Genomic DNA, 12,147 nt, shown 5'->3' with positions numbered 1-12,147 from the left:
ATGACTGGAAAAAAACAACAGGGCTTCACTCTGATCGAGCTGATGATCACCGTAGCGGTGGTGGCCATATTGGCCGCCATCGCCTACCCCTCCTATCAGGGATATCTGCGACGCACCGCCTGCGAGAATGCCAAGGCCTCGCTGATGGGCTTCGCCAACGCCATGGAGCGTTTCAGGGCCCAGCGTGGAACTTACCTTGGTGCCGCGGCGGGGGGAGGCAACACAGGCTCTCCGAGCATCTATGTCACCCAGAGCCCTGATCAGGGTACTGCTCAATTCAATCTGGTGATCGGCGCAGCCACCGCAACCACCTACTCGATCTCTGCAACGCCCATCGCAGGCCAACTCTGGGCAGGAAACGCCAACACCCTGACACTGACCTCTGCTGGATTGCGTCAGGGTGGTGGTGCATTGGCCAATGCCTGGACTCGCTGCCCATCCAACTGACGCCTACGTATAAACAATAACGGGGCCCTCAAGGCCCCGTTATTCATTCAGCAGCAAAGACTCAAACCGCTTTAACCCGCAATTCCTTCGGCATGGAGAAGGTCACGTTCTCCGGCCTTCCATCCAGCTCAACCGCGACCTCCGCGCCCCACTCCCGGAGCTGGTCGATCACGCCTTGCACCAGCACCTCAGGTGCGGAAGCACCGGCGGTGATGCCGACACGTTGTGCCTTGTCGAACCATTCGCGCTTGAGGTCTTCGGCACCGTCGATCAGGTAGGCCGGGGTATCCATACGCTCCGCCAGTTCGCGCAGGCGATTGGAGTTGGAGCTGTTGGGGCTACCGACGACCAGAACTACGTCGCTCTCGTGGGCCAGCTGCTTGACCGCGTCCTGGCGGTTCTGGGTGGCGTAGCAGATGTCGTCCTTGCGCGGACCGCCTATGTTGGGGAACTTGGCGCGCAACGCGTCGATGACGCGGCTGGTGTCATCCATGGACAGGGTGGTCTGCGTGACGAAAGACAGCGCATCGGGGTTGCGGACTTGCAAGCGTTCCACGTCCGCTTCGTCCTCCACCAGGTAGATGGTGCCACCGTTGCGGGCGTCGTACTGGCCCATGGTGCCTTCCACTTCCGGGTGACCGGCGTGGCCGATGAGGATGCATTCGCGGCCGTCGCGGCTGTAGCGCGCAACTTCCATGTGCACCTTGGTCACCAGCGGGCAGGTGGCGTCGAACACCTTGAGGCCGCGACGGTCAGCTTCCTGGCGCACCGCCTGGGAGACGCCGTGGGCGCTAAAGATGACGATGACGTTGTCCGGCACCTGGTCCAGTTCTTCGACGAACACGGCGCCACGGGCACGCAGGTCTTCGACCACGAACTTGTTGTGCACGACTTCGTGGCGCACGTAGATCGGCGGGCCGAAGACTTCCAGGGCGCGGTTGACGATCTCGATGGCGCGATCGACGCCGGCGCAGAAGCCACGCGGGTTGGCGAGTTTGATTTGCATGGCGGTTACCTCGTCCGGCCGCAGGCGATCAGGCCGGCTTGACCGACAGGATCTCCACCTCGAAGGCGAGAGGCTTGCCGGCCAATGGGTGGTTGAAGTCGATGGTCACATGGGTGTCGTCGATCAGCTTGACCACCCCGGGCAGCTCGGCATTGGCCGCATCGTTGAAGATGATCAGCAGGCCTTCGGAAAGCTCCATGTCCTGGAAGTTGCCGCGTGGCATCACCTGTACGTTCTGCGGGTTGTGCTGACCGAAACCTTGCTCGGGCTCTATGGCCAGCACGCGCTTGTCGCCGCTCTTGAGGCCGAAGAGCACGCTCTCGAAGCCCGGCAGCAGGTTGCCGTCGCCCACTTTGAAAGTGGCCGGATTCTTCTCGAAGGTGCTGTCCACCACGTCGCCGTTATCCAGCTTGATGGCGAAATGCAGGGTGACTTCCATGTCCGGCCCTATGCGATGTTCAGTCATGGGCAGGTTCTCCGGACTTCTTCGCTTTGAACATGTCCAGCGCCAGCATCACGGCGCCGACGGTGATGGCGCTATCGGCCAGATTGAACGCCGGGAAGTACCAGCGGTTCTGCCAATGCACCAGGATGAAATCGACCACGTGGCCAAGCACCACGCGGTCATAGAGGTTGCCCAGCGCGCCGCCCAGGACCAGGGCCAACGCAACGGCCAGCCAAGTCTCTTCGGGCTTCAGGCGCTTCAGCCAGACCACCAGGACGCCGCTGACCACCAGGGCAATAACGGCGAACAGCCAGCGCTGCCAGCCGGAGCTGTCAGCGAGGAAGCTGAAGGCAGCGCCGGTGTTGTAGGCCAGAGTCCAGCTGAAGTAGTCGGGGATGACGACGATCTGCTGGTAAAGGTTGAGTTCGCTCTCGAAAAACCACTTGCTCGCCTGATCCAGCACGAACACCAGGGCAGTCAACCAGAGCCAGCCGAGACGACCGTATGCCTTAGGCATAGTGACGAACCTCGCCGGCACCATCGATGTTGTCCACACAGCGACCGCACAGGTCCGGGTGCTTCACGAACTGGCCGACATCGGCGCGGTGGTGCCAGCAGCGGCCGCACTTGGTGTGGGCGGACTTGTGGATCTTCAGCTTGAGGCCGGCGACCTCGGTTTCCACGGCATCGGCCGGCGCGCTGGTCAGCGGCTGCACATCAGCGGCAGAGGTGATCAGCACGAAACGCAGCTCATTGCCCAGCTTGGCCAGGCTGGCCGCCAGGGCGTCCTCGGCGAAGAGGGTCACTTCGGCCTGCAGGTTGCCGCCGATGGCCTTGTTGCTGCGCAGGTTTTCCAGCTCCTTGTTGACCGAGGCCTTGACGGCCATGACCTGTTCCCAGAACTCGCGGCCCAGTTCGGTGCCTTCCGGCATCTCGCCAAGGCCCTGGTACCAGGTGTTGAGCATGACCGATTCGTTGCGCTCGCCCGGCAGGTACTGCCAGATTTCCTCGGCGGTAAAGGCCAGGATCGGCGCCACCCAGCGCACCAGCGCCTCGGCGATGTGGAACAGCGCGGTCTGGCAGGACTTGCGCGCCACGCTGTCGGGCGCGGTGGTGTACTGGCGGTCTTTAATGATGTCCAAGTAGAAGCCGCCCAGTTCCTGCACGCAGAAGTTGTGGACCTTGGAGTAGACGTTCCAGAAGCGGTATTCGCTGTAGGCCTCTTCCAGCTCACGCTGCAGCAGCAAAGCGCGGTCTACTGCCCAGCGGTCCAGGGCCAGCATGTCTTCGGCGGGCAGCAGGTCCTTGGCCGGGTCGAAACCGTTCAGGTTGGCCAGCAGGAAACGCGCGGTATTGCGGATGCGGCGATAGGCATCAGCGCTGCGCTGGAGGATCTGCTGGGAAACGGCCATCTCACCGGAGTAGTCGGTGGCCGAAACCCACAGGCGCAGGATGTCGGCGCCCAGGCTGTCGGTGACCTGTTGCGGAGCGATCACGTTGCCCAGGGACTTGGACATCTTGCGACCGGACTCGTCCACGGTGAAGCCGTGGGTCAGCAACTGGCGGTACGGCGCATGGCCGTCGATGGCGCAGCCGGTCAGCAGCGACGAGTGGAACCAGCCGCGATGCTGGTCGGAGCCTTCCAGGTAGAGGTCGGCAGCAGGGCCGCTGGTATGGCCCAATTCGGCGTGAGAGCCGCGCAGGACATGCCAGTGCGTGGTACCGGAGTCGAACCAGACGTCCAGGGTGTCGCTGATCTTGTCGTATTGGCCGGCCTCGTCACCGAGCAGTTCGGCGGCGTCCAGCTTGAACCAGGCCTCGATGCCTTCCTGCTCGACACGCTGTGCCACCTGCTCCATCAGCTCGACGGTACGCGGGTGCAGGTCGCCGGTGGCTTTATGCAGGAAGAAGGGAATCGGTACGCCCCAGTTGCGCTGGCGCGAGATGCACCAGTCCGGCCGGCCGGCGATCATGCCGTGCAGGCGCGCCTGGCCCCAGCCCGGAACGAACTCGGTCTGTTCGATGGCAGTCAGCGCGCGCTCGCGCAGGGTGGCGCCCTGCTGCGGCTGCTTGTCCATGCCGACGAACCACTGCGCGGTGGCGCGGTAGATCAGCGGAGTCTTGTGACGCCAGCAGTGCATGTAGCTGTGGCTGATGGATTCGTGCTTGAGCAGCGCGCCCACTTCTTCCAGCTTGGCGACGATCGCCGGGTTGGCCTTCCAGATAAACTGGCCGCCGAAGAACGGCAGGTCCTGGACATAGACACCGTTGCTCTGCACCGGGCTGAGGATGTCGTCGTTGCTCATGCCGTACTGCTTGCAGGTACGGAAGTCGTCCTCACCGTAGGCCGGCGCGGAGTGGACGATGCCGGTACCGGCGCCCAGCTCGACGTACTCGGCCAGGTAGACGGGCGAAAGACGCTCGTAGAACGGGTGGCGGAAGCGGATCTGGTCCAGCGCCTCGCCCTTGGCGGTGGCGATAACCTGGCCCTCCAGACCGTAGCGTTGCAGGCAGGATTCCACCAGTTCTTCGGCGAGGACCAGCAGGCGCGCGCCGGTATCGACCAACGCGTAGTTGAATTCGGGATGGACGTTCAACGCCTGGTTGGCCGGGATGGTCCAGGGGGTGGTGGTCCAGATGACGATGGCAGCGGGCTTGGCGAGGCTCGACAGGCCGAAGGCGGCGGCCAACTTGTCGGCGTCCTCGATCGGAAAGGCGACGTCGATGGCATCGGACTTCTTGTCGGCGTATTCGACTTCAGCTTCGGCCAGTGCCGAACCGCAGTCGAAGCACCAGTTCACTGGTTTCAGGCCCTTGAACACGAAGCCTTGCTTGACCATTTCGGCCAGGGCACGGATCTCGCCCGCTTCGTTGGAGAAGGCCATGGTCTTGTAGGGGTTGTCCCAGTCACCCAGGACGCCGAGGCGGATGAAGTCAGCCTTCTGGCCCTCGATCTGCTCGGAGGCGTAGGCGCGGCACAGCTCGCGGGTCTTGTCCGCAGGCAGGTTCTTGCCGTGGGTGGTCTCGACCTTGTGCTCGATGGGCAGGCCGTGGCAATCCCAGCCGGGCACATAGGGGGCGTCATAGCCTGCCAGGGTCTTGGAGCGGACGATGATGTCCTTGAGGATCTTGTTGACCGCGTGACCGATGTGAATGCTGCCGTTGGCGTAGGGCGGGCCATCGTGCAGGACGAACCTCGGGCGCCCTTCGCCGATCTGCCGCAGCTTGCCGTACAGGTCGATGCTGTTCCAGCGCTGCAGCAGTTCCGGTTCGCGCTGGGGCAGACCGGCCTTCATCGGGAATGCCGTCTCTGGCAGGTTCAGGGTCGCTTTGTAATCGGTCATTTCAGTCCAGGCTCTTCAATTTGATTGAGTACCCTGCCAATAGGCACGGGCGGCAGCGACATCCGCATCGATCGCCGACTTCAACGCCTCCAGGGAGGCAAAACGCTGCTCATCGCGCAGCTTGTGGTGGAAGGTCACGCTGATCCGCCGGTCATAGAGATCGCCGGCATAGTCCAGCAGGTGGACCTCCAGGTGGGCGCGCCCGTCACCCTTCACGCTGGGACGCACGCCGATGTTGGCAACGCCGGGCAGTTGCCGGCCATCCAGCTCCACGCTGACCAGGTACACGCCGTTGAGCGGAACCCGGCGACGCTTGAGCTGCACATTGGCAGTCGGCGTGCCCAACTGACGACCGAGTTTCTGCCCATGAAGCACTCGGCCGGTGATGGTGAATGGACGCCCCAGCAGGCGATCGGCGAGGGCAAAGTCACCGTCAGCAAGCGCCTGGCGCACCCGGGTACTGCTGACCCGCAGGCCATCCAGCTCAACGGTGGCGGCAGCCTCGACACTGAAGCCTTCGGCGGCGCCGGCCTGCTGCAGAAATTCGAAGTCGCCAGCGCGGTCGCAGCCGAAGCGAAAATCGTCGCCAATCTCCAGGTGCTTGGCACCCAGGCCTTCCACCAGCACCGCGTGGACGAACTCGGCCGCGCTGAGCTCACGCAAACGGCGATTGAAGGACAGGCAAAGCACGCGATCCACGCCCTCACGGGCCAGCAATTCGAGCTTGTCGCGCAGGCGTGTCAGGCGTACCGGGGCGGTGTCCGGACCGAAATACTCGCGCGGTTGCGGCTCGAAGATCACCACGCACGTGGGTAAACCCAGCTCAGCCGCACGCTCGCGCAACCGCTTGAGAATGGCCTGGTGGCCGCGGTGCACGCCGTCGAAATTGCCGATGGTGGCGACGCAGCCCCGATCTTGGGGCCGCAGGTTGTGTAGGCCTCGAACCAGCTGCATAGCACAAGTCTTGTTCACAAAGTGGTCGATTATACGCACAGCCGGCGCTGGACAACAGGCGCTACAGACCTGCCAGCGCGACAAGTGGCGATGAGCTGGAAGTCAGCGAATCACACGGCGCGCCGCGCGAAATCACGCAGACGGAAGCCCAGTAGTGCCAGCACGCCGAAATAGGCGATCACGCCGGCGCCTACCAGCGCACCCAGACGCAGCAGGCGCTCGGCCATGCCGCCCTGATCCCAGGCCGGCAGCAGGTACATCACACCCAGCAACACGGCGCACATCACCACCACCGCCAGCACCAGCTTGGCGAGGAACTTGCCCCAGCCCGGCTGCGGCTGGAACAACTGCTGCTTGCGCAGTTGCCAGTAGAGCAGCCCCGCGTTCATGCAGGCGGCCAGGCTGATGGCCAGCGCCAGACCGGCGTGACGCAGCGGGAAGACAAAAGCGAGGTTCATCAGCTGAGTCGCCACCAGGGTGAAGACGGCAATCTTCACCGGCGTGCGGATGTTCTGCCGCGCGTAGAAACCAGGCGCCAGCACTTTCACCAGGATGATCCCGAGCAGGCCCACCGCGTAGGCAATCAGCGCGCGCTGGGTCATCAGCGCGTCGTTGGCGGTGAACTTGCCGTACTGGAACAGCGCCACCGTCAACGGCTCAGCCAGAAGCGCCAAGGCGAGGGTGCAGGGCAGTACCAGCAGGAAACACAGGCGCAACCCCCAGTCGAGCAGCTGCGAGTAGGCATGGCGGTCGTCACTGGCATAGGTCTTGGCCAGGGACGGCAGCAGGATGGTACCCAGGGCAACCCCGAGCACGCCCGAGGGCAACTCCATCAGGCGGTCGGCGTAGTACATCCAGGACACCGAACCCGCCGCCAGGAAGGACGCGAAGATGGTGTTGATGATCAGCGAGATCTGCCCCACGGACACCCCGAAGATTGCCGGAACCATCTGCTTGAGCACGCGCCAGACGCCGGTATCGCGCAGGTTCAGGCGCGGCAGCACGAGCATGCCGATACGCTTCAAGGACGGTAGCTGGCAAAGCAACTGCGCGAGGCCGCCCACCAGCACCGCCCATCCAAGGGCCATGATGGGTGGGTCGAAATAGGGCAGCAGGAACAACGAGAAAATGATCATGCTGGCATTCAGCAGCGTCGGCACGAAGGCCGGCACCGAATAGCGGTTCCAGGTGTTGAGGATGGCCCCCGCCAGGGACGACAGCGAGATCAGGAAGATATAGGGAAAGGTCACCCGCAACAGGTCGGTGGTCAGGGCGAACTTTTCTGGCGTATCGGCGAAACCCGGTGCGGTCGCCCAGATCACCCAGGGCGCCGCCAGGATGCCCACGAGGGTCACCAGCGCCAGCACCAGGCTCAGCAGGCCGGAGATGTAGGCAATGAAAGTGCGGGTCGCCTCTTCCCCCTGCTGGGTCTTGTACTCGGCCAGGATGGGTACGAAGGCTTGGGAGAATGCGCCCTCGGCGAAGATCCGGCGCAGCAGGTTGGGCAGCTTGAAAGCCACGAAGAAGGCGTCGGTGGCCACGCCGGCGCCAAAGTAGCGCGCGACGATGGTGTCGCGAACGAAGCCCAATACGCGGGAAAGCATGGTGATGGAGCTGACAGCCGCCAGCGACTTGAGCAGGTTCATTCAGGGGTCCGGACAGGAATGGCACGGCCCGCCCGGTGCTGCCGGAGGGCGATCAAGGCTGCCGAGTGTAGAGTCCGGGCCGGATAAAATCATCCAGCGAGAAAAGCTTACGCTCGTCGCCCGACTCACGTGATCACCCTTGACAAGACCAAGTCACGTGGGCATGATTCGCGGCCTTAATTTGATTCAATTCCCCAGTTTCGAGGAGCTTGACGGTGGCCAACACACCTTCTGCCAAAAAACGCGCCAAACAGGCTGAGAAGCGTCGTAGCCATAACGCCAGCCTGCGCTCCATGGTTCGTACCTACATCAAAAACGTGGTCAAGGCGCTCGACGCCAAGGACCTGCCCAAGGCCCAAGCCGCCTACACCGCTGCTGTACCGGTGATTGACCGCATGGCCGACAAAGGCATCATCCACAAGAACAAAGCTGCTCGTCACAAGAGCCGCCTGAACGCCCACATCAAGGCGCTCGGTCAAGCTGCTGCCTAAGCTTGAGTTCTTGTAAAAAACCGGCCTTCTGGCCGGTTTTTTATTGCCTGCGTATTTTGATTTCATACTCTCCACCCATGAAAAAGCCCGGAATCTCCGGGCTTTTTCATCACCTCAAGGCCGGTTCGGCCAGGGCAGGATCGGTATCGCGGTGACCGCGTTCTGCGGGCTGCCCTCGATCACCCGGTCGCTGTAGACCAGATAGACCAAGGTATTGCGCTTGCGATCGAAGAAGCGCACGACCTGCATGGTCTTGAACACCAGCGAGGTACGCTCCTTGAATACCTCTTCGCCATCCTTGAGCTCACCATTGAAGCGAATAGGCCCCACCTGGCGACAGGCAATGGACGCTTCAGCACGATCCTCAGCCAATCCCAAACCGCCTTTTACACCGCCAGTCTTGGCACGCGAGAGATAGCAGGTCACACCCTCCACCCGAGGGTCATCGAAGGCCTCGACCACGATCTTGTCGTTCGGCCCCATCCACTTGAACACCGTGGATACCGAGCCGACCTCCTCAGCGGCAGCCAACAGCGGCATTGCCAGCAGAGCCGCCGCCATTCCCTTGATCAGTCGCATCCTTTCCTCCCAACCTCAGACCAGAACCAGATTGTCCCGGTGCACCAGTTCCGGCTCGTCGACATACCCCAGCAGCTTTTCGATGAGGTCGGACGATTGACCGATGATCTTCTGCGCCTCAAGGGCACTGTAGTTAGCCAGGCCACGAGCGATTTCGGCGCCATCAGGCCCGACACAGACCACCATCTCGCCCCGACGGAAGCTGCCCTGGACAGCCTTGACGCCGACAGGCAGCAAGCTCTTGCGGTCCTCACGCAGCGCCTTGACCGCACCTGCGTCAAGCACCAGGGTGCCGCGAGTCTGTAGATGGCCAGCCAGCCACTGCTTACGCGCAGCCAGCATGCCGCGCTCAGGTGCCAATAGAGTTCCCAGACGCTCTCCCGCCTTGAGGCGATCCAGCACCCGCTCGATTCGCCCACCGACGATCACCGTATGGGCGCCGGAACGAGCCGCCAGCCGCGCTGCACGCAGCTTGGTCTGCATGCCGCCCCGCCCCAACGCACCGCCTGTGCCACCCGCCACAGCATCCAGCGCCGGGTCATCGGCACGAGCCTCGAAAATCAGCTGCGCATCAGGATTGTGGCGCGGGTCGGCATCGAACATGCCGTCGCGATCGGTAAGGATCACCAGCAGATCAGCTTCCACCAGGTTGGCCACAAGGGCCGCCAAGGTGTCGTTATCGCCGAAGCGGATTTCATCGGTGACCACGGTGTCGTTCTCGTTGATCACCGGGATCGCACCCAGCTCCACCAGAGTACGCAGCGTGCTGCGAGCGTTCAGGTAACGCTTGCGATCAGACAGGTCGTCATGGGTCAGCAGGATCTGCGCCGTGTGGCGACCATGCTCGGCAAAGCTGGATTCCCAAGCCTGAACCAGCCCCATTTGCCCTACCGAGGCAGCGGCCTGCAGTTCATGCACGGCGCTTGGACGACTCTGCCAGCCCAGACGACTCATACCGGCCGCCACAGCACCAGAGGACACCAGCACCAGCTCCACACCTGCATTGCGCAGGGCCACCATCTGCTCGACCCAAACCGCCATGGCCGAGCGATCCAGCCCACGACCATCAGCCGTCAGCAAAGCACTACCGATCTTAACCACCCAGCGCTGCGCGCCAGTCACCTTGTCCCGCATATCGTCCAACCTTAGCTAGAAGGCCGCGCGGCAAGGCGCGCGGCCATGCGAACACTCCACAGCACCGGGTGGCGCCGGGGTCAGGGTACGTAGAAGATTTCCGGCCCGTCGCCGTCATCCTCATCGTCATCGAAATCGTCGTCATCATCAGCACCGGCACTCTTCAGACCGGCACGGCGGAGGGCGCGCTGGTCGTCCATGGCCTGCAGACGGGCGCGAGCCTCGTCCTCGATGCGCTGATCCAGCTCGGCGAGCTGCTCGGCGTACTCCGGCTCTTCTTCCATGCGCAGCGTGCGCTCGTCGAGGTAGCGCATGATCTCCTGGGAGAGCGCCTCAGTACCTTCGCGCTCCAGAGCAGAGATCACGAACACCGGACCGGACCAGCCCAGATGCTCGAGCACCGCCTTCATGCGCGAATCACGCTCCTCATCGAGCAACTGGTCGGCCTTGTTCAGCACCAGCCAGCGATCACGTTCGGTCAGGGCCGGACTGAAACGCCCCAGCTCCTCGATAATGGTCGCGGCGGCTTCGGCCGGATCACTTTCATCCAGAGGCGCCATATCGACGATATGCAGCAGCAGACGGGTACGCGCCAAGTGCTTGAGGAAACGAATACCCAGGCCGGCGCCTTCGGCGGCACCCTCGATCAGACCCGGGATATCGGCCACCACGAAGGACTTGAAGCGGCCGACACTGACCACACCCAGATTCGGCACCAGGGTGGTGAAGGGGTAGTCAGCCACTTTCGGCTTGGCAGCGGACACCGCACGAATGAACGTACTCTTGCCGGCATTCGGCAGGCCCAGCAGACCGACGTCGGCCAGCACCTTCAGCTCCAGCTTGAGGTCTCGAGACTCACCGGGCTTGCCCTTGGTGGTCTGACGCGGCGCACGGTTAGTGCTGGACTTGAAACGGGTGTTGCCCAGGCCGTGCCAGCCACCTTGCGCCACCAACAGGCGCTGACCCGCCTTGGTCAGGTCGCCGATGATTTCCTGGGTGGCAGCGTCGATCACAGTAGTACCGACCGGCACCGGCAGGATCAGATCCTCACCCTTGCGCCCGGTGCAGTCCTTGCTGCCGCCGTTCTCGCCACGCTGGGCGTCAAAACGACGGGTATAGCGGTAGTCCACCAGGGTATTGAGGTTCGGATCGGCCTCCATGTACACGGAGCCGCCATCGCCCCCGTCACCACCGTTGGGGCCGCCCTTTTCAATGAATTTTTCGCGACGGAAACTCATCAGGCCATTGCCGCCGTCGCCCGCTTTTACAAAGATCGATACTTCATCGACGAATTTCATCAGGACGCCTCCCGTCACGGGGACGGGTTGAGAGAAACAAAGCACATAGGATACAGGGAACCCCGCTCAATGCAGAGTTTCCACAAAGCAGAAACAAAAAAGCCCCGTCGCAAGACGGGGCTTTTACAGCGAGGTCGCGATCAGGCCGCGACGATGCTTACGTACCTGCGACCGAAAGCACCTTTAACCTCGAACTTGACCACGCCGTCCACTTTCGCGAACAGGGTGTGGTCCTTGCCCAGGCCAACGCCGACGCCGGCGTGGAATTGGGTGCCGCGCTGACGCACGATGATGTTGCCGGCCTTGATGACCTGGCCGCCGTACATCTTCACGCCAAGGCGTTTACTTTCTGAGTCGCGGCCGTTGCGGGTAGAACCGCCAGCTTTTTTGTGTGCCATGAGTCAAATCCTCCAAAAAGGAAATTAGGCCTGGATGCCGGTGATCTTGATTTCAGTGAACCACTGGCGGTGGCCCTGGCGCTTCATGTGGTGCTTACGACGGCGGAACTTGATGATGCGCACTTTGTCGTGACGGCCTTGAGAGACCACTTCAGCGACTACTTTGGCGCCATCAACGACCGGAGCACCGATTTTCACGTCTTCGCCATTGCCGATCAGCAGGACGCGATCGAAAGTCACGGATTCGCCAGTGGCGACTTCCAGCTTCTCGATCTTCAGGAATTCACCTTCAGCGACTTTGTATTGCTTGCCGCCGGTAACGATAACTGCGTACATGGATTTTCTCCGTTAAACCTGCTCACCCGACGCTTTATAAAAAGAGGTATCGGTCGGCATGGCTGCATG

Annotated in this window: 13 protein-coding genes; 2 read left to right on the top strand and 11 right to left on the bottom strand. The window is 62.5% G+C overall.

Annotation, left to right across the window (positions count from 1 at the left end):
- Positions 1-447, top strand: a complete 447-nt coding sequence (locus FFS60_RS02680) for a type IV pilin protein (protein WP_137821055.1) — start codon at positions 1-3, stop codon at positions 445-447.
- A gap of 61 nt (positions 448-508) precedes the next feature.
- Here FFS60_RS02680 and ispH read toward each other — a convergent pair whose 3' ends face one another.
- From ispH to murJ, 6 genes are all read right to left on the bottom strand, one after another.
- Positions 509-1,453, bottom strand: coding sequence for a 4-hydroxy-3-methylbut-2-enyl diphosphate reductase (gene ispH / locus FFS60_RS02675; protein WP_137821054.1), 945 nt, complete (start codon positions 1,451-1,453; stop codon positions 509-511).
- Positions 1,454-1,481: 28 nt separating this feature from the next.
- A complete protein-coding gene (locus tag FFS60_RS02670) occupies positions 1,482-1,919 on the bottom strand; it encodes a peptidylprolyl isomerase (RefSeq protein ID WP_028629622.1) in 438 nt (145 codons plus the stop codon).
- Positions 1,912-2,415 (bottom strand): signal peptidase II, encoded by a 504-nt coding sequence (gene lspA, locus FFS60_RS02665; RefSeq protein WP_137821053.1) that lies wholly within the window; start codon positions 2,413-2,415, stop codon positions 1,912-1,914. The genes FFS60_RS02670 and lspA overlap by 8 nt, the downstream gene beginning before the upstream one ends.
- Positions 2,408-5,242, bottom strand: coding sequence for an isoleucine--tRNA ligase (ileS, locus tag FFS60_RS02660; RefSeq protein ID WP_137821052.1), 2,835 nt, complete (start codon positions 5,240-5,242; stop codon positions 2,408-2,410). Before ileS ends, lspA begins: the two co-directional genes overlap by 8 nt.
- A 15-nt stretch (positions 5,243-5,257) precedes the next feature.
- On the bottom strand, positions 5,258-6,196 hold the full coding sequence (gene ribF, locus FFS60_RS02655; RefSeq protein WP_028629625.1) for a bifunctional riboflavin kinase/FAD synthetase: 939 nt from the start codon (positions 6,194-6,196) through the stop codon (positions 5,258-5,260).
- 110 nt (positions 6,197-6,306) lie between these two features.
- Entirely contained in the window at positions 6,307-7,842 is a 1,536-nt protein-coding gene (murJ, locus tag FFS60_RS02650) for a murein biosynthesis integral membrane protein MurJ (protein WP_028629626.1), read from the bottom strand.
- 215 nt (positions 7,843-8,057) lie between these two features.
- Between murJ and rpsT the strand changes: the two genes are divergently transcribed.
- Entirely contained in the window at positions 8,058-8,333 is a 276-nt protein-coding gene (rpsT, locus tag FFS60_RS02645; RefSeq protein ID WP_028629627.1) for a 30S ribosomal protein S20, read from the top strand.
- 114 nt (positions 8,334-8,447) lie between these two features.
- Here the strand turns inward: rpsT and FFS60_RS02640 are convergent, their stop codons facing one another.
- The 5 genes from FFS60_RS02640 to rplU form a co-directional block, all read right to left on the bottom strand.
- A complete protein-coding gene (locus FFS60_RS02640) occupies positions 8,448-8,912 on the bottom strand; it encodes a CreA family protein (protein ID WP_028629628.1) in 465 nt (154 codons plus the stop codon).
- A 15-nt stretch (positions 8,913-8,927) separates the two neighbouring features.
- A complete protein-coding gene (gene proB, locus FFS60_RS02635) occupies positions 8,928-10,046 on the bottom strand; it encodes a glutamate 5-kinase (protein WP_028629629.1) in 1,119 nt (372 codons plus the stop codon).
- Between the two features lie 80 nt (positions 10,047-10,126).
- Entirely contained in the window at positions 10,127-11,344 is a 1,218-nt protein-coding gene (cgtA, locus tag FFS60_RS02630) for an Obg family GTPase CgtA (protein WP_137821051.1), read from the bottom strand.
- Positions 11,345-11,484: 140 nt separating this feature from the next.
- Complete coding sequence (rpmA, locus tag FFS60_RS02625; RefSeq protein ID WP_028629631.1) at positions 11,485-11,742, bottom strand: 50S ribosomal protein L27; 258 nt, start codon at positions 11,740-11,742, stop codon at positions 11,485-11,487.
- Between the two features lie 24 nt (positions 11,743-11,766).
- A complete protein-coding gene (rplU, locus tag FFS60_RS02620) occupies positions 11,767-12,078 on the bottom strand; it encodes a 50S ribosomal protein L21 (protein WP_016490856.1) in 312 nt (103 codons plus the stop codon).
- Between the last annotated feature and the right edge of the window lie 69 nt (positions 12,079-12,147).

Source organism: Pseudomonas sp. D(2018), from assembly GCF_005502555.1.
In the GTDB taxonomy this organism is placed as follows: domain Bacteria; phylum Pseudomonadota; class Gammaproteobacteria; order Pseudomonadales; family Pseudomonadaceae; genus Metapseudomonas; species Metapseudomonas resinovorans.
The sequence above is the reverse complement of the archived record's forward strand: the minus strand, read 5'-3'. Positions and strand labels throughout refer to the sequence as shown.

Excerpts from the sequence above, each read along its gene's own strand:
- FFS60_RS02680 (WP_137821055.1), top strand. The coding sequence starts at position 1 with ATGACTGGAAAAAAACAACAGGGCTTCACTCTGATCGAGCTGATGATC.
- ispH (WP_137821054.1), bottom strand. The coding sequence starts at position 1,453 with ATGCAAATCAAACTCGCCAACCCGCGTGGCTTCTGCGCCGGCGTCGAT.
- FFS60_RS02670 (WP_028629622.1), bottom strand. The coding sequence starts at position 1,919 with ATGACTGAACATCGCATAGGGCCGGACATGGAAGTCACCCTGCATTTC.
- lspA (WP_137821053.1), bottom strand. The coding sequence starts at position 2,415 with ATGCCTAAGGCATACGGTCGTCTCGGCTGGCTCTGGTTGACTGCCCTG.
- ileS (WP_137821052.1), bottom strand. The coding sequence starts at position 5,242 with ATGACCGATTACAAAGCGACCCTGAACCTGCCAGAGACGGCATTCCCG.
- ribF (WP_028629625.1), bottom strand. The coding sequence starts at position 6,196 with ATGCAGCTGGTTCGAGGCCTACACAACCTGCGGCCCCAAGATCGGGGC.
- murJ (WP_028629626.1), bottom strand. The coding sequence starts at position 7,842 with ATGAACCTGCTCAAGTCGCTGGCGGCTGTCAGCTCCATCACCATGCTT.
- FFS60_RS02640 (WP_028629628.1), bottom strand. The coding sequence starts at position 8,912 with ATGCGACTGATCAAGGGAATGGCGGCGGCTCTGCTGGCAATGCCGCTG.
- proB (WP_028629629.1), bottom strand. The coding sequence starts at position 10,046 with ATGCGGGACAAGGTGACTGGCGCGCAGCGCTGGGTGGTTAAGATCGGT.
- cgtA (WP_137821051.1), bottom strand. The coding sequence starts at position 11,344 with ATGAAATTCGTCGATGAAGTATCGATCTTTGTAAAAGCGGGCGACGGC.
- rpmA (WP_028629631.1), bottom strand. The coding sequence starts at position 11,742 with ATGGCACACAAAAAAGCTGGCGGTTCTACCCGCAACGGCCGCGACTCA.
- rplU (WP_016490856.1), bottom strand. The coding sequence starts at position 12,078 with ATGTACGCAGTTATCGTTACCGGCGGCAAGCAATACAAAGTCGCTGAA.